The 23725-nt window shown below is 65.7% G+C and carries 29 protein-coding genes and 1 tRNA gene; 22 read left to right on the forward strand and 8 right to left on the reverse strand.

Annotation, left to right across the window (positions count from 1 at the left end):
- Positions 1 to 4 precede the first annotated feature (4 nt).
- Both RT123_RS09140 and RT123_RS09145 read right to left on the reverse strand, forming a co-directional pair.
- On the reverse strand, positions 5 to 742 hold the full coding sequence (locus RT123_RS09140; RefSeq protein ID WP_313008826.1) for an arginyltransferase: 738 nt from the start codon (positions 740 to 742) through the stop codon (positions 5 to 7).
- Between the two features lie 114 nt (positions 743 to 856).
- Positions 857 to 1747 (reverse strand): flagellar motor protein MotB, encoded by an 891-nt coding sequence (locus RT123_RS09145; RefSeq protein ID WP_313008827.1) that lies wholly within the window; start codon positions 1745 to 1747, stop codon positions 857 to 859.
- A gap of 116 nt (positions 1748 to 1863) precedes the next feature.
- Between RT123_RS09145 and RT123_RS09150 the strand changes: the two genes are divergently transcribed.
- Positions 1864 to 2724, forward strand: coding sequence for an NAD(P)-dependent oxidoreductase (locus RT123_RS09150; protein ID WP_313008829.1), 861 nt, complete (start codon positions 1864 to 1866; stop codon positions 2722 to 2724).
- Between the two features lie 3 nt (positions 2725 to 2727).
- Here the strand turns inward: RT123_RS09150 and RT123_RS09155 are convergent, their stop codons facing one another.
- Both RT123_RS09155 and hemB read right to left on the reverse strand, forming a co-directional pair.
- Positions 2728 to 3213 (reverse strand): GNAT family N-acetyltransferase, encoded by a 486-nt coding sequence (locus RT123_RS09155; protein WP_313008830.1) that lies wholly within the window; start codon positions 3211 to 3213, stop codon positions 2728 to 2730.
- A 5-nt stretch (positions 3214 to 3218) separates the two neighbouring features.
- Positions 3219 to 4217, reverse strand: coding sequence for a porphobilinogen synthase (hemB, locus tag RT123_RS09160; protein WP_313008831.1), 999 nt, complete (start codon positions 4215 to 4217; stop codon positions 3219 to 3221).
- A gap of 148 nt (positions 4218 to 4365) precedes the next feature.
- Between hemB and RT123_RS09165 the strand changes: the two genes are divergently transcribed.
- The 13 genes from RT123_RS09165 to RT123_RS09225 all read left to right on the forward strand — a co-directional run bounded on the left by RT123_RS09165 (position 4366) and on the right by RT123_RS09225 (position 15724).
- Entirely contained in the window at positions 4366 to 5166 is an 801-nt protein-coding gene (locus tag RT123_RS09165) for a hypothetical protein (protein ID WP_313008832.1), read from the forward strand.
- A 131-nt stretch (positions 5167 to 5297) separates the two neighbouring features.
- Complete coding sequence (gene hemA, locus RT123_RS09170; protein ID WP_017503921.1) at positions 5298 to 6524, forward strand: 5-aminolevulinate synthase; 1227 nt, start codon at positions 5298 to 5300, stop codon at positions 6522 to 6524.
- Positions 6521 to 6706, forward strand: a complete 186-nt coding sequence (locus RT123_RS09175; protein ID WP_055753617.1) for a DUF6898 family protein — start codon at positions 6521 to 6523, stop codon at positions 6704 to 6706. The genes hemA and RT123_RS09175 overlap by 4 nt, the downstream gene beginning before the upstream one ends.
- A gap of 69 nt (positions 6707 to 6775) precedes the next feature.
- A complete protein-coding gene (gene glyA / locus RT123_RS09180) occupies positions 6776 to 8059 on the forward strand; it encodes a serine hydroxymethyltransferase (protein WP_174085132.1) in 1284 nt (427 codons plus the stop codon).
- Between the two features lie 7 nt (positions 8060 to 8066).
- On the forward strand, positions 8067 to 8537 hold the full coding sequence (gene nrdR, locus RT123_RS09185; RefSeq protein WP_039245113.1) for a transcriptional regulator NrdR: 471 nt from the start codon (positions 8067 to 8069) through the stop codon (positions 8535 to 8537).
- Positions 8537 to 9157: a RibD family protein gene (locus RT123_RS09190; protein ID WP_313008833.1), complete on the forward strand. Its 621-nt coding sequence runs from the start codon at positions 8537 to 8539 to the stop codon at positions 9155 to 9157. Before nrdR ends, RT123_RS09190 begins: the two co-directional genes overlap by 1 nt.
- A gap of 73 nt (positions 9158 to 9230) precedes the next feature.
- Positions 9231 to 9821 carry a riboflavin synthase gene (locus tag RT123_RS09195; protein ID WP_137721603.1) on the forward strand — a complete coding sequence of 197 codons (591 nt, stop codon included), beginning with the start codon at positions 9231 to 9233 and terminating at the stop codon, positions 9819 to 9821.
- A complete protein-coding gene (gene ribB / locus RT123_RS09200) occupies positions 9821 to 10957 on the forward strand; it encodes a 3,4-dihydroxy-2-butanone-4-phosphate synthase (RefSeq protein ID WP_055753613.1) in 1137 nt (378 codons plus the stop codon). Before RT123_RS09195 ends, ribB begins: the two co-directional genes overlap by 1 nt.
- Positions 10954 to 11415, forward strand: coding sequence for a 6,7-dimethyl-8-ribityllumazine synthase (gene ribH, locus RT123_RS09205; protein WP_017503913.1), 462 nt, complete (start codon positions 10954 to 10956; stop codon positions 11413 to 11415). Before ribB ends, ribH begins: the two co-directional genes overlap by 4 nt.
- Positions 11412 to 11936: a transcription antitermination factor NusB gene (gene nusB / locus RT123_RS09210; protein ID WP_039245120.1), complete on the forward strand. Its 525-nt coding sequence runs from the start codon at positions 11412 to 11414 to the stop codon at positions 11934 to 11936. Before ribH ends, nusB begins: the two co-directional genes overlap by 4 nt.
- A complete protein-coding gene (thiL, locus tag RT123_RS09215) occupies positions 11936 to 12925 on the forward strand; it encodes a thiamine-phosphate kinase (protein ID WP_313008834.1) in 990 nt (329 codons plus the stop codon). Before nusB ends, thiL begins: the two co-directional genes overlap by 1 nt.
- Before the next feature lie 42 nt (positions 12926 to 12967).
- Complete coding sequence (locus tag RT123_RS09220) at positions 12968 to 13399, forward strand: hypothetical protein (RefSeq protein WP_055809209.1); 432 nt, start codon at positions 12968 to 12970, stop codon at positions 13397 to 13399.
- 177 nt (positions 13400 to 13576) lie between these two features.
- On the forward strand, positions 13577 to 15724 hold the full coding sequence (locus RT123_RS09225; RefSeq protein ID WP_313008836.1) for a sodium-translocating pyrophosphatase: 2148 nt from the start codon (positions 13577 to 13579) through the stop codon (positions 15722 to 15724).
- A gap of 78 nt (positions 15725 to 15802) precedes the next feature.
- Here RT123_RS09225 and RT123_RS09230 read toward each other — a convergent pair whose 3' ends face one another.
- Positions 15803 to 16282, reverse strand: a complete 480-nt coding sequence (locus tag RT123_RS09230; RefSeq protein WP_017503908.1) for an outer membrane protein assembly factor BamE — start codon at positions 16280 to 16282, stop codon at positions 15803 to 15805.
- A gap of 91 nt (positions 16283 to 16373) precedes the next feature.
- Between RT123_RS09230 and RT123_RS09235 the strand changes: the two genes are divergently transcribed.
- The 7 genes from RT123_RS09235 to RT123_RS09265 all read left to right on the forward strand — a co-directional run bounded on the left by RT123_RS09235 (position 16374) and on the right by RT123_RS09265 (position 20514).
- Complete coding sequence (locus RT123_RS09235; protein WP_017503907.1) at positions 16374 to 16898, forward strand: ubiquinol-cytochrome C chaperone family protein; 525 nt, start codon at positions 16374 to 16376, stop codon at positions 16896 to 16898.
- A 5-nt stretch (positions 16899 to 16903) separates the two neighbouring features.
- Entirely contained in the window at positions 16904 to 17422 is a 519-nt protein-coding gene (locus RT123_RS09240; protein ID WP_137721607.1) for a YceD family protein, read from the forward strand.
- Between the two features lie 139 nt (positions 17423 to 17561).
- Positions 17562 to 18605: a phosphate acyltransferase PlsX gene (plsX, locus tag RT123_RS09245; RefSeq protein WP_313008865.1), complete on the forward strand. Its 1044-nt coding sequence runs from the start codon at positions 17562 to 17564 to the stop codon at positions 18603 to 18605.
- Positions 18602 to 19579, forward strand: coding sequence for a beta-ketoacyl-ACP synthase III (locus RT123_RS09250; protein ID WP_313008837.1), 978 nt, complete (start codon positions 18602 to 18604; stop codon positions 19577 to 19579). Before plsX ends, RT123_RS09250 begins: the two co-directional genes overlap by 4 nt.
- Before the next feature lie 77 nt (positions 19580 to 19656).
- Positions 19657 to 19965 (forward strand): integration host factor subunit alpha, encoded by a 309-nt coding sequence (locus tag RT123_RS09255; RefSeq protein ID WP_026108237.1) that lies wholly within the window; start codon positions 19657 to 19659, stop codon positions 19963 to 19965.
- 5 nt (positions 19966 to 19970) lie between these two features.
- Positions 19971 to 20378, forward strand: a complete 408-nt coding sequence (locus tag RT123_RS09260) for a MerR family transcriptional regulator (RefSeq protein WP_174085125.1) — start codon at positions 19971 to 19973, stop codon at positions 20376 to 20378.
- A gap of 59 nt (positions 20379 to 20437) precedes the next feature.
- A tRNA-Pro gene (locus RT123_RS09265) sits at positions 20438 to 20514 on the forward strand.
- 77 nt (positions 20515 to 20591) lie between these two features.
- On the opposite strand, the gene RT123_RS09270 is transcribed toward RT123_RS09265, so the two are convergent.
- Together RT123_RS09270 and RT123_RS09275 are read right to left on the reverse strand one after the other, a co-directional pair.
- Positions 20592 to 20786, reverse strand: a complete 195-nt coding sequence (locus tag RT123_RS09270; protein ID WP_313008839.1) for a DUF2842 domain-containing protein — start codon at positions 20784 to 20786, stop codon at positions 20592 to 20594.
- On the reverse strand, positions 20786 to 21037 hold the full coding sequence (locus RT123_RS09275) for a hypothetical protein (protein WP_017503900.1): 252 nt from the start codon (positions 21035 to 21037) through the stop codon (positions 20786 to 20788). Before RT123_RS09275 ends, RT123_RS09270 begins: the two co-directional genes overlap by 1 nt.
- Before the next feature lie 134 nt (positions 21038 to 21171).
- Between RT123_RS09275 and RT123_RS09280 the strand changes: the two genes are divergently transcribed.
- Complete coding sequence (locus RT123_RS09280) at positions 21172 to 22272, forward strand: COX15/CtaA family protein (protein ID WP_313008840.1); 1101 nt, start codon at positions 21172 to 21174, stop codon at positions 22270 to 22272.
- Here RT123_RS09280 and RT123_RS09285 read toward each other — a convergent pair.
- A complete protein-coding gene (locus RT123_RS09285; RefSeq protein WP_313008841.1) occupies positions 22241 to 23629 on the reverse strand; it encodes an alkaline phosphatase PhoX in 1389 nt (462 codons plus the stop codon). The two genes, RT123_RS09280 and RT123_RS09285, sit on opposite strands and share 32 nt — an antisense overlap.
- Positions 23630 to 23725: the final 96 nt, after the last annotated feature.

The following is a 23725-nucleotide window of genomic DNA, read 5'->3' on the forward strand; positions in this document are numbered from 1 at the left end:
CGCGTCAGGCGTCCCGGCGTGACCAGCCGAGCTTGCCGAGAGGTTCCATCGGGCGGAAGTCGGCCTTGTAATCCATCCTGGCCGAGCCCTGGACCCAATAGCCGAGATAGACGAACGGCAGGCCGACGATGGCGGCCTGGCGCACATGATCCAGGATGGCGAACCGGCCCAGGCTGCGCCGCTCCATCGTCGGATCATAGAAGCTGTAGACCATCGACAGGCCGTCTTTCAGCAGGTCCGTCAGCGTTACGGCGACCAGATCGCCCGGTCCGCCGTCTGTAGAGGGCAGGCGGTATTCGATCAGATGGGTGCGCACGGCCGTATCCTCGACCATGGCGACGTAATCCAGCCAGCCCATGTCGCTCATGCCGCCGGTTGGATGGCGCGTGGTCAGGTAGCGGCGCAGAAGCTGGAACTGCTCGGTCGTCGCCTCCGCTTCGACCAGGTCGCGCGACAGGTCGGCGTTGCGGGCCAGAACCTTGCGCTGCGAACGGGTGAAGGCGAACTCCGGCACCGGCAGCCGCACCGAAACGCAGGCGTCGCACGCCTCACAGGCCGGGCGATAGGCGATGTTCTGGCTGCGGCGAAAACCCGCCAACGTCAGTTCGTCGTTGACGTGCGCGCCGTCCGAGAAGGGCAGGTTGGCGAAAACCTTCCGCTCCGTCTTGCCCGGCAGGTAGGGGCAGGGCGCGACCGAGGTCATGAAGAAGCGCAGTTGTCGGGTCGGTACGTGCTGGGTCACGGCCTCAGGTCCGCATCCGATCTTGCCAATATTGCGACGACACAACGCTCATCGCGCGATTTGGCGTCATCCGTGCTCCGGCTGCAAGCCTGTTCGCGTTGCAGCCGAGCCGCGTCACAGCGAGGTGTCCGACGGCAGGACCGGCGCCTCGCGCAACAGGACGATGGCGATGCGGCGGTTGCCGGCCAGGGTCGGATCGTCCGGATAGAGCGGGTCGGACCCCGCCTTGCCCGCTACAGAATAGACCCGGTCGGGATCGACGCCCGAACCTTGCAGCACCAGACGCGAGCCGTTGGCGCGCTCGGACGACAGGGTCCAGTCCGCAGGGGCGCTGGCGCGGCTTGAGCCGGGCGCCGCGCTGGTGTGTCCGGTGATGGAGATGCGGTTCGGCAACTGGTTGATCACCTTGGCCACGGCGCGCAGCAGCACCTGGGCGCGGGCATTCGGGCGCGCAGAGTTGTTGTCGAACATCGACCGGCCCTCCTGATCGACCAGCTGGATGCGCAGCCCCTCGGGGGTCTGGTCCACGATCAGCTGTTTCGACAGTTCGGCCAGTTCCGGCATCGACTGCATGGCCTGACGCAGCGATTCCGCGGCGCTGGCGAACTCGGCGGCCTCGCGCTTCTGGACTTCGGCCTGGAGAGCCGAGTCGCTGGCGGACGACAGGCTGGAGCCTGTCTGATCGGTCGCGGGCGCCTCGGGCGCCAGTTCTTCCAGAACCGACTGCGAGCCGGCGCTCTTGACGCCATCGTCGCCCAGCGATGTGCCGCCCAGAATGCCACCGGAGCCCGAGGTCGTCTCGGACACGCTGGCGGGGGCGAAATACTCGGCGATGCCGCGCTTCTGCTCGGGGTCGGTGGTGTTGATCAGCCACATCAGCAGGAAGAAGGCCATCATGGCGGTCACGAAGTCCGCATAGGCCACCTTCCACGCACCGCCGTGGTGGCCTCCGCCGGAGACCTTCTTGACCTTCTTGATGAGGATCGGACGATCGCTCACGGACATGGACGCGCACCCCGACGAATGGTGTCCCATTGTGGGCTGGCCAAGGTTAACCGGGCGTTGACCTTGAACCCCGGCGCGGCGGGGCTTAGTCCGACGGCAGGATCAAGGAGCCTGTCATGAAGATCGCATTCGCCGGCCTGGGCGTCATGGGCGCCCCGATGGCCCGTCATCTGATCGAGGCGGGCCACGACGTGACCGGCTTCAATCGTACTGCGTCAAAGGCCGAGGCCTGGGCAGCGGCGACGGGCGGCAAGGCGGCGGCGACGGTGGCTGAGGCGGCGCGGGGCGTTGACCTGTTCATCCTGTGCGTCGGCAATGACGAGGACGTGCGCGCCGTCTTGACCGAGGCCTTGCCGCATCTGTCGAAGGCCGCCGTGATCGTCGATCACACCACGACCTCGGCCAAGGTGGCGCGCGAAATGGCCGAACTGGCGAGTGGGCAGGGGCGGTCGTTCATCGACGCGCCGGTGTCGGGCGGTCAGGCGGGCGCCGAGAACGGACAGCTCAGCGTCATGGCCGGCGGGGATGTCGCCGCCCTGGCGACGGTCGAGCCCGTGTTGAAGGCCTATTCCAAGGCCATCAAACATATGGGACCGGCCGGGTCAGGCCAGCTGACCAAGATGGTCAACCAGATCGCGATCGCCGGCGTCGTCCAAGGCTTGGCCGAGGCGGTCCACTTCGCCCAAGTCGCGGGACTGGACACCGACGCCGCCTATGAGGCCGTGTCCAAGGGCGCCGCGCAAAGCTGGCAGATGGACAATCGCTGGAGGACGGCGGCCAAGGGCGAGTTCGACTTCGGCTTCGCCGTGGACTGGATGCGCAAGGACTTGGGTCTGGTGCTGGACGAGGCGCGCACGAACGGCGCGCGCCTGTCTCTGACGGCCCTGGTCGATCAGTTCTATGCCGAGGTTCAGGCCATGGGCGGAAACCGCTGGGACACGTCCAGCCTCGCGGCGCGACTCCAACCCCGCGACTGAGGCCTAAAGCCGGCGGTGCATGATGTGCAGGCCGACCGGGCCGTGCGTCGGGTGATCGAACGCCTCGGGAACCGTGCCGACGATTTCGAAGCCTAGCTTCTTCCAAAGGGCGACGGCCACGGTATTGGTTTCGACCACGGCGTTGAACTGCATGGACCGGAAGCCCGCATCCCGCGCGAAGACAAGTGCGGCTTCGCCCAAACTGCGGGCCACGCCGCGCCCGCGCACTTCGGGCGCCACCATGAAGCTGCCGTTGGCGACGTGGGCGCCGTTTCCCTGCTGGTTCGGAATGATCTTGGCGGCGCCCAGCACCTGGCCGTTCTCGACCGCAACCAAGGTTCCGCCGGGCGCCGGCAGGGTCCACATGGCGCGCGCCTGCGCCTCGGTCATGTCCAGCGGATAGGTATAGGTCTCGCCCGCGCGGGTGACGGTCTCGATGATCGGCCACAGGCCCGGCCAGTCGGCCTCCGTGATCGGCCGGATCTTCACGCCGATCAGCCCAGCAGCCGTGCGGCCTGTGGTGCGAAATAGGTCAGCACGCCCGCGCAACCCGCGCGTTTGAACCCATGCAGGGTCTCCAGGATCGCACGGTCCTGATCCAGCCAGCCATTGGCGATGGAGGCCTGCATCATCGAATATTCGCCCGATACCTGATAGGCGAAGGTCGGCACGCGGAAGGTCTCGGACACGCGGCGAACGATATCCAGATACGGCATGCCCGGCTTGACCATCACCGCATCGGCGCCCTCCGACAGGTCCATCGCCACCTCCTTCAGCGCCTCGTCGGAGTTGGCGTAATCCATCTGATAGGTCTTCTTGTCGCCCTTCAGCATCGCAGAGGAGCCCACGGCGTCGCGATAGGGACCATAGAAGGCCGAGGCGAACTTGGCGGCGTAGGACAGGATCAGCGTATCCTGAAACCCGTTGGCCTCCAGCGCCTCTCGCACCGCCTGGATGCGGCCATCCATCATGTCCGACGGGGCCACGACATCGGCGCCGGCATGGGCGTGGATGAAGGCCTGTTCGGCCAGACGGTCCAGCGAGGCGTCGTTGGCGATCCGGTCGCCCTCCATCACCCCGTCGTGGCCATGGTCGGTATAGCAATCCAGAGCGACGTCGGTCATGACGCCGATCTCGGGCGCGGCGTCCCTGATCGCCTTGATGCAGTCGGGGATCAGGCCGTCGGGGTCGGTCGCGCCGGTGCCGACCGCATCCTTGATTGCGCCATCGACATTGGGGAACAGGGCCACCATCGGAATGCCGAGGTCGCGCGCCTCGACCGCCGCTGCCGCCGCTGCCTTGGGGGAAAGCCGAAACACGCCGGGCATGGAGGCGACCGGGACGCGATCCTCGGTCCCGTCATGGACGATCAACGGCCAGATCAGATCGGCCGGCGTCAGGGTCGTTTCCGCCACCAGCCTGCGCACCCACGGGCTGGACCGCAGGCGGCGCGGACGGGCGAGCGGGAAGGGGGCGGGCTGATAGGGAAGCATGGCGAGACCTTGGAAAATCCAGCGTCGGACTAGCGCCGCAACGACCGGTGCGCAAATCGCGTGATGCGTCGGATCGTTTCGTGCGTGATGACGGCTTGCGCGGATCGGCGAAATGCGAGCCTATCGCGACAAATCGATGGAGACGGCGATGATCGGGAAATTGGCGGCGGGTGCAACGGCACTGGTTCTGGCGGCAGGTCTGTCCGGCTGCATCATCATCGACTCGGATGGCGGCGAGCGGACCGTCGTCAGCCCGGCGGCCGACGCGCAGCCGGCGGGCTATTCCAGTCTCTATGCCGATGCGGTCGCCGATCCCAAGCGTCCGGCCGAAGAGGTCGCGCGCGATCCGCTGCGTCACCCGGCCGAAATTCTCGCCTTTGCTCAACTCGAGCCGGGCGACAAGGTCGCCGACATTCGCCCAGGCGCCGGCTATTTCACGCGCCTGTTCTCCGACGTGGTCGGCCCGACCGGTCGGGTCTACGCCTTCGTGCCTGAGCGGACGATGGCGCGCGAGAACGCCGGAACCGATGTGCTTGTCGCGGCCTATTCGAACGTGACGCGCGTCAACGGCCTGCTGGACTCCATGACCTTCGCCGAGCCGCTGGACATGATCTTCATGAGCCAGGAATACCACGACTTCCACATCCCCGGCTTCAACACCGACGTGGCCAGGATGAACGCGGCGGTGTTCGCGGCGCTGAAGCCCGGCGGCCGCTACATCCTGATCGACCATGAAGCCGCGCCCGGCACTGGCATCTCGGCGGTTCAGACCCTGCACCGTATCGAAGGCGACTATCTGAAGCGCGAGGTCGAGGCGGCGGGCTTCGTCTTCGAGGGCGCGAGCCAGGCCGTCGCCAATCCCGCAGACGACCACAGCCTGAACGTCTTCGACGAGAAGATCCGCGGCAAGACGGACCAGTTCGTCTATCGCTTCCGAAAGCCGGGCTGAGCGATGTCGATACTGAGAACCGTTATCAATTAAGGGTTTGGGGCGTTTTGTCCATGCGGCGGACATGGACAAGCCCGCTTCGGGAGAGCAAACAACGCAAAGACATCGCCATAAGCGAAAGAACGCGTAGTTTGTTCGACTATAAGGCCGCCTTTAATAGCTCGGTGGAGCAGGTTCGCAGCGAAGGACGCTATCGCGTCTTCGCCGATCTGAAGCGCGTGCGCGGTCAGTTTCCGCAGGCTGTGCGTCGCCGCGAGGATGGCTCCGAACAGGACGTCGTCATCTGGTGCTCCAACGACTATCTCGGCATGGGCCAGCACCCCGTCGTGCTGGACGCCATGCATAGTGAGATCGATGCGGTAGGCGCCGGCGCGGGCGGCACGCGCAACATCTCCGGGACGACCCGCTCCGCCGTCGATCTCGAAGCCGAGCTGGCTCACTGGCACCAGAAGGAAGCGGCCCTGCTGTTCACCTCGGGCTATGTCGGCAACGAGGCGACGCTGTCGACCCTGCAGAAGATCCTGCCGGGCCTGATCACCTTCTCCGATTCGCTGAACCATGCCTCGATGATCGCCGGGATCCGCCACGGCGGCGGCGAGCGTCACGTCTTCATGCACAACGATCTGGCGCATCTGGAGGCCCTGCTGGCGGCGGCGCCGGCCGATGCGCCCAAGCTGATCGCGTTCGAGAGCGTCTATTCGATGGACGGCGACATCGCCGATCTGGCCGGCACTATTGCGCTCGCCAAGAAATACGGCGCCCTGACCTATCTGGACGAGGTCCATGCAGTTGGCCTGTATGGCGAAACCGGCGCGGGCGTCGCCGAGCGCGACGGCGTGCTGGACCAGATCGACATCATCGAATGCACCTTGGGCAAGGCGATCGGCGTGATGGGCGGCTATATCGCCGCCGACGCCATGATCATCGATGCGGTGCGCAGCTGGGCCTCGGGCTTCATCTTCACCACTTCGCTGCCGCCGGCCCTGACCGCCGGCGCCTTGGCTTCCGTTCGTCACCTGAAGGCTCACCCCGAACTGCGCGTCCAGCATCAAGAGCGCGCCGCGACGCTCAAGGCCCGCTTCGCCGCGGCCGGCATCCCCGTGATGGAAAGCGAGAGCCATATCGTGCCGGTGCACGTCGGTGATCCGGTCCACTGCAAGATGATCTCGGACATGCTGCTGGACGAGTACGGCGTCTATGTTCAGCCGATCAACTATCCGACCGTGCCCAAGGGGACTGAGCGCCTGCGCTTTACGCCGTCGCCGAACCACACCGACGCCATGATGGATCATCTGGTCCAGGCGATGGATAAGCTATTCGCCCACTGCAACGTGGCGCGCCGACCCGTCGCCGCATGACGACGGGCGACGACCTCGGAGAGGTCATCGTCGAATTCACCCGCAACGGCCCCTACCTCAAATGCTCGGCCATCCACGTTGCGACGGGCCGGGAGGTCAGCGCCATGGGGCCGGTCAATGAACCCAAGTCCGTCGAACGGGTCGCGATCGCCAAGCTTAGGCGGGCTCTGGGTAAAGGCTGACCACAAGATGTTGTGGTCGCGCGCGGCTGGGGATAGATAGGCCACCTTCTGATTTCCGGGGATTCCAGCGTGACGGCCTTCACCCACGACGCCTATTTCACCAAGACGCTCGCTGACGCCGACCCGGATGTCTTCAAGGGCATTCAGGGCGAGCTGGGCCGTCAGCGCGAACAGATCGAGTTGATCGCTTCCGAGAATATCGTCTCCCAGGCGGTTCTGGATGCGCAGGGTTCGGTCCTGACCAACAAATACGCCGAAGGCTATCCCGGTCGTCGCTATTACGGCGGCTGCGAGTTCGTCGATGTGACCGAGGATCTGGCGCGCGAGCGGGCCAAGCAACTGTTCGGCGCGGCCTTCGCCAACGTCCAGCCGCACTCGGGCGCCCAGGCCAACCAGGCGGTCTTCTTCACCCTGCTGCAGCCCGGCGACACCTTCCTGGGCATGGACCTGGCCTGCGGCGGACACCTGACGCACGGTTCGCCGGCGAACCAGTCGGGCAAGTGGTTCCGCCCCGTGACCTACAAGGTGCGCGAAGATACCCATCTGATCGACTACGACCACGTCGCCGAAATGGCTGAGCGTGAGAAGCCCAAGCTGATCCTGGCGGGCGCCTCGGCCTACAGCCGCCACATCGACTTCAAGCGCTTCCGCGAGATCGCCGACAGCGTCGGCGCCTATCTGATGGTGGACATGGCCCACTACGCGGGCCTGATCGCCGGCGGCGCCTATCCGGATCCGATCCCGCACGCCCACGTCGTCACCACGACCACGCACAAGACCCTGCGCGGCCCGCGCGGAGGCATGATCCTGTCCAACGACGTTGATCTGGGCAAGAAGATCAACTCCGCCGTCTTCCCCGGCCTGCAAGGCGGCCCGCTGGAACACGTCATCGCGGCCAAGGCCGTGGCCTTCGGCGAGGCGCTGAAGCCCGAGTTCAAGGGCTATGCCCAACAGGTCGTCAAGAACGCCCAGGCCCTGTCCGGCGTCCTGATCGAGCGCGGCCTGGCCATCGTCTCGGGCGGCACCGACAGCCACCTGGCGCTGGTCGACCTGCGGCCCAAGGGCGTGACCGGCAAGGCGACCGAGCATGAGCTCGAAAAGGCGCTGATGACCTGCAACAAGAACGGCGTGCCGTTCGACACCGCTCCGTTCACCGTCACCTCGGGCGTCCGCCTGGGCACCCCGGCCGGCACCACGCGCGGCTTCGGCGAGGAAGAGTTCAAGCAGATCGGTCACTGGATCGCCGACGTCGTCTCGTCGATGAACGGCGGCGACGAAGCCGATCCGGCCGTGGTCGCGGGCGTCGCGGCCCAGGTGCGAGAGTTGACGCACCGCTTCCCCATCTACGGATAACCGGCTGATGAAGTGCCCCTTTTGCGGTCATCAGGACACTCAGGTAAAAGACAGCCGGCCGTCGGACGACGGATCGGCCATTCGACGCCGCCGGTCCTGCCCGAACTGCAACGGGCGCTTCACGACGTTCGAGCGCGTGCAACTGCGTGAACTGGTTATCCTGAAGCGCAACGGGCGGCGCACGCCCTTCGATCGCGACAAGCTGGAACGCTCGCTGGGCGTGGCCCTGCGCAAACGCCCGGTCCAGGCCGATCAGGTCGAGCAGATGGTCAACAGGATCGTCCGCCAGCTGGAAAGCCTGGGCGAGACCGAAATCCCGTCCAGCACGGTCGGCGACTTCATCATGAAGGCGCTGAAGGGCGTGGATGAGGTGGCCTATGTCCGCTACGCCTCGGTCTACAAGGATTTCCGCCACACCGGCGACTTCGCCAAATTCCTCGGCGACGAAGGGTTCGACGAACCGTCCGGCAAGGCCTGATGCAGGTCACGCTGAAACTGGCGACCTCCCTGGACGGGCGGATCGCCACGGCTTCGGGCGAGAGCCAGTGGATCACCGGCGAAGCGGCGCGGCTTGAAGGTCACCGCCTGCGCGCCGCCCACGACGCCATCCTGGTCGGTGTCGAGACGGTTCTGCATGACGATCCCGAACTGACCGCCCGCCTGCCGGGACGCAGCGTGGACCAGCCCTTGCGCGTCGTGCTGGACAGCCGGCTGCGCACGCCGCAGGCGGCGAAGGTCGCGGGCGAAAACACCCTGATCCTGACCGCTATGGAGCCGCGCAGCATCGGCGCCGCCAAGGTGGTGCAGGTCGCCGCCGAAAACGGTCGTCCGACCATCCCCGCCGTGCTGAAAGCCTTGGCAGCCGCCGGCGCAACCTCGCTGCTGATCGAAGGCGGCGGTCAGGTCGCGGCGTCTTTTCTGCGCGCAAACGCCGTCGATGCGCTGGAGTGGTTTCGCGCCCCGCTCCTGCTGGGCGGGGAGGGGCGGCCCTGCATCGCAGCCCTGGCTCTTGCAAAGCTGGCTGACGCCCCCAAGTTCCGTCGCCTGGGCGTCGAGCCTGTCGGGGACGATCTGTGGGAACGCTACGCCCGTCTCTGACGCCGTCCAATTAGATGATTAGACGATTAGACGAATTAGACGGTATTTTTCTCCCAAGGGGTCCAGAGTCCAAATGTTCACCGGCATCGTCACCGACATCGGCCGCGTCCGCGAGGTTCGCGAGACCGATCGCGACCGCCGTTACGAGATCGAGACCGCCTGGAACACCGACGGCATCGACCTGGGCGCCTCCATCAGCCATGCGGGCTGCTGCCTGACGGTGACCGAAAAAGGCGCCGATTGGTTCGCCGTCGAGGTGTCGAACGAGACCCTGTCCAAGACCACCCTGGGCGCCTGGAAGACCGGCGACGGCGTCAATCTGGAGCGGGCCGCCAAGCTGGGCGACGAGATGGGCGGCCATGTCGTGTCCGGCCACGTCGACGGTCTTGGCCGGGTGATTTCGATCACGCCCGAAGGCGGATCGCACCGGATCGAGGTCGAGGCCCCCGCGCCTCTGCATCGCTATATCGCCGCCAAGGGGTCGATCACGGTGGATGGCGTGTCTCTGACCGTAAACGCCGTCGAGGGTCAGGTCTTCTCGCTGAACATCATCCCGCACACCTGGGACGTAACGACCCTGGGCCGCTTGAAAGCGGGCGATCCGGTCAATCTGGAGATCGACATGCTGGCGCGATATCTCGTGCGGTGGCAGGAGACCGCGTGATGCAAGCCCAGGCCGCCAACATGAACGACAGCCCCATCAGTCCGATTGAGGACATCCTTGAGGACGCCCGCAACGGCCGTCCCTACATCCTGGTGGACGCCGAGGACCGCGAGAACGAGGGGGACATCATCATCCCCGCCCAGTTCGCAACGCCGGACCAGATCAACTTCATGATCCGCCAGGCGCGCGGCCTGGTGTGCCTGGCCCTGACGGCCGAGCGCGCACAGCAACTGCGTCTGCCGCCCATGGCTGCCGACAATCGCGAGAGCATGAAGACCGCCTTCACCGTCTCTATCGAGGCCAAGGACGGCGTGACGACCGGCATCTCGGCCGCCGACCGCTCGCGCACCATTCATGTGGCGACCGATGCGTCCAAGGGCATGGACGACATCGTCTCGCCGGGACACATCTTTCCGCTGGTCGCGCGCGATGGCGGCGTGCTGGTCCGCGCCGGCCACACCGAGGCGGCGGTGGACATCAGCCGCATGGCCGGCCTGACGCCCGCCGGTGTGATCTGCGAGATCATCAAGGACGACGGCGAGATGGCGCGGATGCCCGATCTGGTCGCCTTCGCCCAGCTGCATGGGCTGAAGATCGGCACCATCGCCGACCTGATCGCCTATCGTCGCCGCACCGAACGCTTCGTCGAACGGATCATGGATACGCCGTTCGAGAGCGTTCACGGCGGACCGTTCCGCCTGATGCTGTACAAGAACACCATCGAGGGCGCCGAGCATGTGGCCTTGGTCAAGGGGCGCATCGATCCGGCCAAGCCGACCCTGGTGCGGATGCACCAGGTGGACTTCGCCTGCGACCTCTTGGGACATGTCGAGGCGCGCCAGGACTATGTGCCCAGCGCCCTGAAACAGATCACTGAGCATGACGGCCCCGGCGTTGTCGTCTTCCTGCGCGACCCGTCGCTGAACTCGCTGGCCGAACGGCTGGCGGGCGCGGATAAGCCGGCGGCGATGGATCGCTCGCTGCGCGCCTATGGCGTGGGGGCCCAGATCCTGCTGGACCTGGGTGTCAGGGATATGATCGTGATGAGTTCGACGCGACCCGAACCGACGGCGCTGGAAGGCTATGGCCTTCGCATCGTCGGCTGGCGCGACATGGATGGAGAAACCAAGGCGTGACCGAAGCCCCCCGTATTCTGATCGTCGAGGCGCGCTTCTACGACGACCTGGCCGACGCCCTGCTGGAAGGGGCCAAGGAGACGCTGAAGGCGCGCGGCGCCGACTTCGACGTCATCACCGTGCCCGGCGCGCTTGAGGTGCCGCCGGCCATCGCCTTGGCCGAGGAGGCTGGCCGCTTCCCGACCGCCCCCCGCTATGATGGCTATGTGGCGCTGGGGACGGTCATCCGTGGTGAGACCTACCATTTCGAAATCGTCTCCGATCAGTCGGCGGCCGGCATCATGGCTCTCGGCGTCAAGGGCGTCATCATCGGCAACGGCATCCTGACGACCGAAGACGAAGACCAGGCCTGGTATCGGGCCCGTCTTTCGGAAGGGGATAAGGGCGGCGGGGCGGCCAAGGCGTGCCTGGACCTCATTGCATTGAAGAAGCGGTTGCGTCATGGCGTCGGCGCATGACTGAACCGAACAGCGTCAAAGCCGTCCTCGAACAACTCGCCGAAGCCGAAAAGCAGCGCGCCGAGCCCAATCTGAGCTCCAAACAGCGTCGCGCCCGCACCGTGTCGCGTCTCGCCGCCGTCCAGGCCCTGTATCAGATGGAACTGGCGGGCGAGGGCGTGGAGACGGTGATCACCGAATTCTCCAACTTCCGCTTCGACGCCGACATTGAAGGCCAAGCCCTGGCCGAGGCCGACGAGGCCTATTTCGCCGACATCGTGCGCGGCGTGATCGAAAGCCAGCGCGACATCGACACGGCCATCAAGGCCCGCCTGGCCTCCAACTGGAAGCTGGAGCGGATCGACGCCACCCTGCGCGCCCTGCTGCGTTCGGGCGCCTGGGAGTTGATCAAGCATCCCGAGACCCCGCGCGAGGTCGTGATCGACGAATATGTCGAACTGGCCAAGGCCTTCTTCGACGACGCCGAGGCGCGCTTCGTCAACGCGGCGCTGGACGGCGTGGCCAAAGACACCCGCAAATAATGCCGGCGCTCGACGTCGCGGGCGAGTTCGAGACGATCGAGCGGCTGTTCAAGCCTCTTGCCCATCCCGAGTGGGGCAGGGGGCTGGCCGACGATGTGGCGGCGCTGCCGTCACGCCCCGGCTATGACCTCGTCCTGACCAAGGACGCCATTGTCGAAGGCGTGCATTTCCTGCCTGACGATCCGATGGATACCGTGGCCAGGAAGCTGCTGCGTGTGAATCTGTCGGACCTCGCCGCCAAGGGCGCTGAGCCGTTCGGCTATCTGCTGTCCTGCTTCTGGTCCGAGCGCTGCGGCTGGCCCGAGCGCGAGGCCTTTGCGTCCGGGCTGGCCGAGGATCAGACTCGGTTCGGCGTTCACCTCTTGGGCGGGGACACGGTCAAGACGCCCGGCCCGCTGTCCTTCTCTCTGACGGCCCTGGGGTGGGCGCCGACGGGCAAAGCCGTTTCTCGCGCAGGCGCGCAGGTCGGCGACCTCGTCTTCGTCACCGGCGTGATCGGGGACGGGCTGCTAGGGCTGAAGGCGGCTCAAGGACAACTGGCTCTGGCGCCTGAGCGGATCGAGGCCTTGGTCAGCCACTACCGGATGCCGACGCCACGCACCGACTTCGCCGACATCGTGCGTGAGTTGGCCACCGCATCCGTCGATGTGTCGGACGGCCTGGCCGCCGACCTCGCCCACATCGCGCAAGCCAGCAGGGTCGGCGTGTCGCTCAATCTGAACGTTCTGCCCCTGTCCGCGGCGGCGCAGGCCTGGTTCGACGATCGGGTCAATCCGCAGCTATCGTTCGAAGATCTGGCCAGCGGCGGTGACGACTATGAGATCGCCTTCACCGCCCATCCGCGCCACGAAGACGCCCTGCGTCGCGAGGCCGAGCGCCGGCTGATTCGCCTGACCCGCATCGGCGAAGTCACCGATGGTCGGGGCCTGACGGTTCTTTACGACGGTCGGCCCGTGCCGATGTCCAGAAACGGCTGGACCCACGGCTGACCCGGCAAGGGAATCCTAACGCCCGTCCGGCATGATGTCGTGATGGACCGTAGAACCCTGATCGCCGCCGGAACCGCCGCACTGACCGGCGCCGCCGCCAATCGCGCCGCCGCCTCCGGCAGCGAAACGGACTCTGCGCCTGCGGCCCTGAGCATCGCAGGCCTCGGCCTGCCCGTCATCGAGGGCGGGCGTTTGCGGAACTACGTGTTCGTCGCCCTCCGACTCGAACTGGGCGCCGGCAAAACCGTCGAGCAGATGAAGCCCAGGGAAGCCTTCTTCCGCGACGCCGTCGTCCGCGCGGCCCACAAGACGCCCTTCACCGTGCCCGGCGACTGGACACGGCTGGACGAGCGGGCCCTGTCCGCGTCTCTGGTGGCGGCGTCTGCGGCGATCTCGGGTCGCGGCTCCGTGCGACGCGTCGAGGTCGTCAGCCAGTCGCCGCGTCGCCGAACGGGCATGCAGACCGCCCGCTGAACGGGCTGACCGACCGCTGTTGCGTCACTCCGCCTGCCATGACAGGCTCCCTTGGCAAATCCCAAAGAACGCACTGACGCGTTCGCCGCGTGCGGGGGGACCGGAAGGCGGACAGAGGCGATAACGCCCGACCGCGCCAAGGCCTGCGCGCCTGTTTGCAAGGGCATGGAAACGCCAATGACGAACTCACTTACGCTGGTCTTCGCGGCCGGTGTGCTGGCGGTGCTGTATGGCGCTGCTCAGACCGCCGTGCTGATGAAGGCGAGCACCGGCAACGACAAGATGCGAGAGATCGCCGCCGCGATCCAGGAAGGCGCCTCGGCCTATCTGAAGCGGCAATATCTGACCATCGGCATGGTCGGGATCGTGATCCTGATCGCCGCCTACTTCTTGATCGGCTCTTACGCCGCCATCGGCTTCCTGATCGGCGCCGTCCTGTCCGGTGCGGCCGGTTACGCCGGGATGCTGATATCGGTGCGGGCCAATGTGCGCACGGCTCAGGCGGCGTCCGAAAGCCTGTCCAAGGGGTTGAACCTGGCGTTCCGCTCGGGTGCCATTACGGGCATGTTCGTGGCGGGCGGCGCCCTGATCGGGGTGTCAGGCTACTACATCGTGCTGACCCAGCATCTGGGCTTGGCCTCGACGGGTCGCGAGGTGATCGACGGCCTGGTGGCGCTAGGCTTCGGGGCCTCGCTGATCTCGATCTTCGCGCGCCTGGGCGGCGGCATCTTCACCAAGGGCGCCGACGTCGGCGGCGACATGGTGGGCAAGGTCGAGGCGGGTATTCCCGAGGACGATCCTCGCAACGCCGCGACCATCGCCGACAATGTGGGCGACAACGTCGGCGACTGCGCCGGCATGGCGGCCGACCTGTTCGAGACCTATGCCGTGACCACCGTTGCGACCATGGTGCTGGCTGCGATCTTCTTCAGGGGCCAGCCCTATGTGGATCTTATGATGGTGCTGCCGCTGGCGATCTGCGCGGTGTGCATCGTGACCTCGATCATCGGCAGCTTCTTCGTGCGGTTAGGCAAGTCGAACAACATCATGGGCGCCCTCTATCAAGGGCTTATCGTCACCGGCGTCCTGTCCATCGGTGCGGTCTGGTGGGTGATCGACCAGATGGTGACGGGGCCGATCGTGACGGCCAGCGGTCTGGAAATCCAGCCGATGGCGCTGTTCTGGTCCGGCATGGTCGGGTTGGCGGTGACGGCGGCGATCGTGGTCGTGACCGAATACTATACCGGATCCGGCTTCCGTCCGGTGCGATCGGTCGCCAACGCGTCGGTGTCCGGGCACGGCACCAACGTCATTCAGGGCTTGGCCGTCTCGCTGGAGGCGACGGCGCTGCCGGCGCTGACGATCATCGTTGGCATCGTGGCCAGCTTCCAGCTGGCCGGCCTGTTCGGCATCGCCATCGCCACCACGACCATGCTGGGTGTGGCGGGAATGATCGTGGCGCTGGACGCCTTCGGACCCGTGACCGACAATGCCGGCGGCATCGCCGAGATGGCGGGTCTGCCCAGCGATGTGCGGCATTCGACGGATGCGCTGGACGCCGTGGGCAACACGACCAAGGCCGTGACCAAGGGCTACGCCATCGGTTCGGCGGGCCTCGGCGCGCTGGTGCTGTTCGCCGCCTATACGTCGGATCTGCAGTATTTCTCGGCCAACCCGGCGGACTACCCCTTCTTTGCGGGTATGGGAGAGATCGCCTTTGATCTGACCAATCCCTACGTCGTCGTCGGCCTGTTGTTCGGGGGACTGCTGCCGTTCCTATTCGGCGGCATGTCGATGATGGCGGTGGGACGGGCGGCCGAATCGGTCGTTGCGGAGGTTCGACGCCAATTCCGCGAGAACCCCGGCATCATGACCTATGAGGTGAAGCCGGAATACGGCCGGGCGGTCGACATCCTGACCAAGGCGGCAATCCGCGAGATGATCGTGCCGTCTCTGCTACCGGTGCTGTCGCCGATCGTCCTGTTCGTCGCGGTGCTGGGCATTTCGGACAAGGCGAACGCTTTTGCCGCTCTCGGCGCCATGCTGATGGGGGTGATCGTCACCGGCCTGTTCGTCGCCATTTCGATGACCTCAGGCGGCGGCGCCTGGGACAACGCCAAGAAGGTGATCGAGGAAGGCTTCACCGACAAGAACGGCGTCGTCCACGGCAAGGGCTCCGAAGCCCACAAGGCGGCCGTGACCGGCGATACGGTGGGCGATCCCTACAAGGACACGTCGGGTCCGGCGGTGAACCCGATGATCAAGATCACCAATATCGTCGCCCTGCTGCTGCTGGCGGTGCTGGCGAGCGGGACCATCGGCTAGGCTCAAATACCCAGCCCTTATGAAAACGCCCCGGAGAGCGATCTCCGGGGCGTCTTTGCTTTGGGGAGATGAGCCGCCTCAGTCGGGGCGGCGTTGGCCGGGCGTGTCATCCTCGGTGCGGGGCAGTTGGCCACGACCGACGTTGCCCAGCAGTTGCTCCAGAACCGTCAGCTCACGACCGCGCGTCGGCGTCTCGTTGCGGTTCATGGCGATCTGCTCGCCATCAGTCAGGCCGAGAGTGCGCACCGACGCCACCTGATCGCCCTGCGGGACGAAGGTGATCTCGGTCACCGTGCGCGTCGAAACCTTGGGCAGGTTGTAGGTGTATTTCTCGGTCGTCTGGCTGATGTAGTACCAGACCTGATCCGGCTCGAAGGTCGAAGTGGTCGAAGGCGAACCCAGCTTGGCGAGGACGGTCTCCTTGGTGTCGGTGCCGGCGACCACGTCCTGGGGCTTGGCGTCGATGGCCTGGAAGCCGTTGGAGCCGATGGTCGGGGCGCAGGCGGCGGACAGGCCGGCCAGCGAAACAGCGACGAAAAGCGGGACGAAACGGGACATGGTCGGGCGCCTGCGAGAGAACAAGGTCTTTGACCTAGACGGACCTGCGTCCTAGTTCAACGGCGCGGCGGAAAAGGGGCCGTTGGAACCCATGCTGAAAAACCTGTTCAAACCCCGATCCGGCGTCCGTCTCGGCGACGATCTCTACGCCAAGGCCGTCAGTCAGGCCCGCAATCCGGCCTTCTACACGCGCCTTGCGGTCGACGACCGCATCGACGCGCGATTCGAGCTCTACACGCTGCATGTGCTGTTGCTCGTGCTGCGGCTGCGCGATGAGAACACGGCTCAGGGCCAGGATGCGGCTCAGGCGGTCTTCGACGTCTATGTCTCGGCGCTGGATCACGTCCTGCGCGAGGAAGGCGTGGGCGACGTCGCCGTCGGCAAGAAGATGCGCAAGCTGGGCGAAGCCCTCTACGGCCGGATGAACGCCTATGAGCAACCGTTGCGCGCTGGCGATGCGGCGGCTCTGGCGGAGGCGATGGCGAAGAATGTCTATGCGGATCCGCAAGCGCCCCATGCGGACACATTGGCCCGCTATGCGCTGACGACACGCGCGGCCTTGGCGGCGCAGGATTTCAACAAGGTGCTGGCGACGCCGGCCTGGGCGGAAGTTTGAACGAGATGAGCGCGACGCTCCCCTACAGCGAAACGGTGCGGGTCAATCAGATCGGCGCGGGCCTGAGCCGCCGGCTGGAACCGGATGCGGAGACCCGCAAGCGAATCGCCCGTAGCCTGGATCTTCAGGGGCTGGACGATTTCGCCGTCGATCTGGAGATCAAGCCGACGCCGTCGACCAGCGAATGGACGATGAAGGGCAGGGTGACGGCACATGCGGTGCAGACCTGCGGCCTGACGCTAGAACCCCTGCCGGTCGATGTGGATCGCCGCTTTTCCATTCAGCTTGTCGAAGCCAAGCCCGAAGAAACCGACGAGATCGAAGTCACGCTGGATGAAGAAGACGCCGACGTGATCGAGGACGGCAAGATCGACCTGGGCCAGTACGCGGTCGAGCAGTTGGTGCTCTCGCTTGATCCGTTCCCGCGCAAGCCGGGCGCGGAGTTCGTGCAACCTGAAGAGCCGACGGAGATTTCACCGTTCGCGGCCCTGAAGGCGCTCAAGGCCAAAGACGACCAAGGCTGAGGTTGACGTAGGGGCCGGGTGGTTGCATCCCCCGGCGTCGGCGCTATCGTCCAGCGCATCCTGCCAAGCGTCGCGCGACAAGACGACGCGGCCACACGAGGTCCATTTGCCAGCCCCAGTTACGATCTCGCTTGACGCCATGGGCGGCGATCACGGGCCATCCGTCGTCGTTCCCGGCATCCGCAGCTATATCCGCACCCATGACGGCGAGGGGGTTCGCTTCCTGCTGCATGGCCACGAGGCCAAGATCGCGCCGGAAGTGGCGCGTTGCGGGCTGGCAGCGGACGTCTGCGAGATCCGCCACACCGACAAGGTCGTGGCCATGGACGAAAAGCCGGCCCAGGCCATGCGCCGCGGCAAGGGCTCCAGCCTGTGGAACGCCATCGAGGCAGTGAAGACGGGTCAGGCCGGCGGCGTCGTCTCGGCCGGCAACACCGGCGCCCTGATGGCGATCTCGAAATTGATCCTGCGGATGTCTGCGCCTGGGCTTGAGCGTCCGGCCATCGTCGCCAGTTGGCCCACCTTCAAGGGCCACACGGCGGTTCTGGACGTCGGCGCCAACATCGGCAGCGATGCGGAGCAGCTAATCGAGTTCGCGATCATGGGCGAGGCTTTCCAGTCCGCAGTGCGCGGCATCGCCCGCCCGACCATCGGCCTGCTGAACGTCGGGTCCGAGGACATGAAGGGCAACGAACAGGTCAAGGAGGCGCACGCCGTCCTGCGCGACGGCCCGTTCGACCTGAACTATCACGGGTTCGTCGAGGGCGACGATATCGCCAAGGGCACGGTGGACGTGGTCGTCACCGACGGCTTCACCGGCAATATCGCCCTGAAGACCGCCGAAGGCACGGCCCGCTATATCTCGGCGCTGCTGAAAGAGGCCCTGACCTCCAACCTGCAATCCAAGCTGGGCGCCGTCATCGCCATGCCGGCGTTGAAGAAGATGCGCCAGAAGATCGACCCCAGCGCCATCAACGGCGGCCCCCTGTTGGGCCTGAACGGCATCGTGGTGAAGAGCCATGGCGGCGCCGACGCCAAGGGGTTTGGCAATGCGATCCGCATCGCTGTCGATCTGGCCCGCAGCGACTATATGAGCAAGGTGGGGGACAACCTGGGCAAGCTGGATGCGGTGTTCGATCATGCCGCCAAGCCCGCCGCAGCCGTGGGAGAACACCTCCAGTGACCGTCACCCGCAGCGCCGTGACCGGCGTCGGCTCGTATCTGCCGGACGAGATCGTCACCAACGCCGACCTGGCCAAGTTCGTCGACACGTCCGACGAATGGATTCAGGAGCGCACCGGGATCAAGCAGCGTCACAAGGCGCGTGATGACCAGCCGACCAGCGATCTGGCGGTCGAGGCCGCCAAGAAGGCGCTCGCCGACGCGGGCAAGGCGGCGTCCGAAGTCGATCTGATTATCGTGGCCACCACCACGCCGGACATGACCTTCCCGGCGGTCGCGTCGATCGTCCAGGCCAAGCTGGGCGCGGGCGTCGGCATCGCTTTTGACGTGCAAGCCGTCTGCTCCGGTTTCGTCTATGCGCTGAGCGTCGCCGACGGCTTCGTGGCGCGCGGTCTGTCGAAATGCGCTCTGGTGATCGGGGCCGAGGAGATGACGCGGTTGATGGACTGGACCGACCGGACCACCTGCGTCCTGTTCGGCGACGGGGCCGGCGCCGTGGTGCTGGAACCGCGCGAAGGGCAGGGGACATCGGACGACCAGGGCATGCTGGGCTTCGCCTTGCGCGCTGACGGATCCAAGACCGACTTGCTCTACGTTGATGGCGGCCCGGCGACGACGGGGACCGTTGGCCATCTTCGGATGGCCGGAAACCAAGTCTTCCGTCATGCCGTCGTGAACATCGCAGAAGGCATCACCGCCGCCTGCGCAGCCGCCAACATCCAGATCGCGGATGTCGATTGGTTCGTGCCGCACCAGGCCAATCAACGAATCATCAAGGGCGTCGGCGACCGGTTGGGTCTGGATGAGAACAAGGTGGTCTCCACCGTCGCCACCCATGCCAACACCTCGGCCGCCTCGATCCCGCTGGCGCTGGATGCTGCGATCCAGGATGGACGGATCAAGAAGGGCGATATGGTGCTGCTTGAGGCCATGGGCGGCGGCCTGACCTGGGGCGCCTGCGCGCTTCGGCTCTAATCGACATCGAGGCATTGATTTTTCGGGGGCTTTGCGCCCCTATGGATGCGAGCGGATCGCATGACAGCGGGGATAAGATGGCAGGCCAACAGACCGTGACGCGCGCCGACTTGTGCGAAGCCGTGCATGAAGAGGTCGGCCTGTCGCGTCAGGAATGCTCCAGCCTGGTCGAGCGCACCCTGGAACTGATCGTCGAATCGCTCGAGCGCGGCGAGACGGTGAAACTGTCAGGCTTCGGCGTTTTCCAAGTCCGTGAGAAGCGCGCACGGATGGGCCGCAATCCCAAGACGGGCGAACCGGCGGCGATCAATCCGCGCCGGGTCATCAGCTTCCGCGCCTCACAGATCATGAAAAGCCGGGTTCACGACGCCGTCGTCGAGGCCTGATCGCGGTGGCCAAGAGCGCCGACGCCTTCCGAACCATTTCCGAAGCGGCCGAAGAGGTCGGCGCGCCGCAGCATGTCCTGCGGTTCTGGGAAACGAAGTTCGATTTCGTCACGCCTGTGAAGCGGGCCGGCGGTCGGCGCTTCTATCGGCCTCAGGACATCGCGGTGCTGAAGGCGGTCAAACGCCTGCTGCACGATGACGGGCTGACGATTCGCGGCGTCCAGCGTTTGCACAAGGAACAGGGGCTGAAAAAGCTGATCGGGGCGGAGGCCGCCGCACTGATCGACGACGGCGATGTCACGATCTCTGCGACGACTTCCGATGTCGCGCGGGCCGAAACCTCGAAATTGCATCGGGTTCTGGCCGATCTCGAGCAGGCCAAAGCGCGTCTGGACGCCGTTCTTTCACGGTAGGTGGAAAAGTCGTTTTAGCGTTTGCGGACAGCGGTCCCCCCGTCTATAGGGAGCGCCTTCGGAGCGTGGCGCAGCCTGGTAGCGCACTTGACTGGGGGTCAAGGGGTCGCAGGTTCGAATCCTGTCGCTCCGACCATTCTTGAAAAAGAATGATGATGGTGGGGTCGTCCTTGCGGGCGGCCCCATCGCCGTATCTGGGGGGAGGTTCGGCGCTCAGCCGCGCTCGGCCCATCTCAGCAACGGGATGAGCGGCAGGCCCCAGGCGGTGCCGCCGATGCCGAAGAACAGGAAGTCGATCAACTGCGACGGCGGCAGCATTCCGCGCAGGGCGATCAGGCCCCAGACCCAGAAAACGAGAAAGAGCAGCACGCCGATCGCGGCGACGAAGCGACGCAGACGCGGCGGCATCAGCGCTTGTTCCGGAACAGGAAGAAGGCGACCAGACAGATGCCCGATCCCACGAGCGCCCACGGCACCCAGACCCAGCTGTCCATCGTGCTGACCGCGAAGACCCGCACCGCCAGAAACCATCCGCAGGCCAGGCCGATCCCGGACACCAGACTTGTGCCGCCGAAGCCGCGCCGGCCCGTCAGAAGGTCCGCGATCCAGGCCAGCAGCAGGCCGCCTGCGACGGCGGCGGCGATATCGGCGTATTGCAACCCTGATCTCCTGCGGCGACAGCGCCGTTAACTCAATCCGACTCGATCTTGTCGCTTGGGGCGGGCATACCGCACCGGTCGCGTCTGGTCTTCGTTCGACGTGACACCATATCCGGGTCAGTGTCAGGCGTCGAATGAACCGTTTCGGAAATCCAGATCGTAACCGCGCCGTCGCCGTATGGCTTTTCATTACGGCCGCCGTCGTCTTCCTGATGGTGGTGATCGGCGGCATCACTCGCCTGACGGGCTCTGGCCTGTCGATTACGGAGTGGAAGCCAATCATGGGCGCCATTCCGCCTCTTAACGACGCGCAGTGGGCCGAGGCCTTCGAGAAGTACAGGCAGATCCCGCAGTACGCGCAGGTCAACGCCGGCATGAGCCTGGGCGAGTTTCAGGGCATCTTCTGGTGGGAATGGCTGCACCGGCTAATCGGGCGTCTGGTGGGTATGGTGTTCGCCCTGCCGCTGATCGTCTTCCTGCTGTGCCGTCTGGCGCCGGCCCGGTCGGTATTCCACCAGTGGGCGATGCCCAATCGCCTGATCTGGCGCTGTGTCCTGCTCCTGGCCCTAGGCGGTCTTCAGGGGCTGATCGGATGGTGGATGGTGTCCAGCGGCCTGTCCGAGCGTGTCAGCGTGGCGCCCGAGCGTCTGGCGACGCACCTTGGTCTGGCGTTCGTCCTGTTCGCCGCCCTGATCTGGACGGGGCTGGAGGCCTGGAACGGAGAGGATCACGGCCGCCCGCCGTCGGGTTGGGCGAGGGGCGCCGGCCTGCTGCTGGGCGCAGTCTTCCTGCAATGCCTGCTGGGCGCCCTCGTGGCCGGCGGTCATGCGGGGCTGGTCTACACCGACTGGCCGCTGATGAACGGCGCCGTTTTGCCGCCGGCCGACTGGAGCCTGGGCGCGGTCGCCTTTCTGCACGATCAGGCGCTGACGCAGTTCAATCACCGTCTGGTCGCCTATGGTCTGCTGATCGCCGTCAGCATCTATGCTTTCCAGGCCTGGCGCTGGCGCGTAGCGGAGGGAATGGGCTTCGGCGCCTTTGCGCTTGCGGGTGTGATCTGGTTCCAGGCTCTGCTTGGGATCGTGACCCTGGTGCACGCGGTTCCGGTGTGGCTGGGCGTGCTGCACCAGGCAGGCGCTGCGATCGTGCTGGCGACGGCCACCGTGAACCTTTGGTTGGTGCTGCGGGCTCAGCCGCGCATCTTCATGTCCGGACCGAGGACCATGGGCCTCTGATCGCCAAGGTCATGCCGGGGTACATGATGTTGACGAACAGCACCTCGCCATCCGGCGAGAAGCAGGCGCCGGCGAACTCGGAGTTGCCGGTGAAGACATTGCGGCCGATCGTATAGACCTTGCCCTCTGGCGTGACGCCTTTCAGGTGGTTGCGGACGTCCGAGGAATAGTTGTCCTCGCACAGGATCAGGTGTCCCCAAGGCGCGACGGTGATGTTGTCGGCCATGTTCATCGTCTTCGGATCAGTGCTCTCGACGAACAGCTGAAGACGATCGGCGGCGCCGTCGAAGCCGGGAACAAGGCGCAGCACCTGACCGCGGCGGATCGGCCCGCCCGAGGTTGCGGTGAAAAACAGTTCGTCGTCGCCCCACCAGACGCCTTCGCCCCGCGCCACCCAGGCCGCGCCGGCCGCATGACCGCGCTTGGCCAGGTCGCCATTGGGAGATTCGACGTCGTCCAGATCGATCCATTCGATCTCCTTCCAGTCGCCGACAGCCCAGGTGCGGGCGTCCTGATTGCGGGTGTCGGCCGAGGGCGCGCCCTTCCAGGCCATCGCCTGAAGCCGGCCGCCCTTGATCAGCTTGCCGAGCGCATTGGGAATGAAGCGATAGAAGAGGCCGGCGTTGTCGTCTTCGGTCAGATAGACGACGCCCGTGCGGGGATCGACGCAGACGGCCTCGTGATCGAACCGGCCCATCGCCTTGAGCGGCAAGGGATCGATCAGGCCAGTCGCGGTCGCCGGCACTTCGAAGACCCACCCGTGGCTCTTGGTCACATCGGCGTCGGCCGGCGTCTCCAGCGTCTCCTCGCAGGTCAGCCAGCTGCCCCACGGCGTCGGGCCGCCGCAGCAGTTGGTCGAGGTGCCGGCCAGCGTCAGATGCCGGCTGACCATCTGGCGGGTCGCCAGATCATAGATGATGGTGGAACAGCCGCCGGGCAGGGGGCGGCCATTCTTGTAGGTGTCGTAGCCTCGGCTGGCGTCCAGCAGGTCAAGCCGTTCCTCACGAAGGCCGCCAGGACCCAAGTTGCGATGCAGGCCGCTGGAGCCCTTCAGCTCGTGATTGACGACAAGGGCCACGCGAGACCCTTCAAGTGGGAAACAGGCCATGCCGTCGGGCTGCCCCGGAGCGAACAGGCCGTCGTCCATCGTGTCGCCGCTCTGGGCGACGACCTGATAGGAAAAGCCTTCGGGCAGATCGAGCAGACGATTGGGATCGCGCAGCAGAGGTCCGTAGCCATGGACGTCGTTGACGTAGGTCTCTTCGCCCGCCGTCTGAGCGGCGGCGTGACGCGCCAGTCCCGAGAAGGCGGCGGCGGCTGCGCCCGTGGCGATCAGACCACGACGATGAAGGATCATGAAGGGCTCCAAAGCTGTCGCCGTTGCGATGCCCGCCTATAATCATGGTTTGATGACGTTTTGTGTTACGCCGTAACGCTACTTGGCCTCTTGGCG

It is taken from the genome of Brevundimonas vesicularis, assembly GCF_032067225.1.
Classification (GTDB): domain Bacteria; phylum Pseudomonadota; class Alphaproteobacteria; order Caulobacterales; family Caulobacteraceae; genus Brevundimonas; species Brevundimonas vesicularis_F.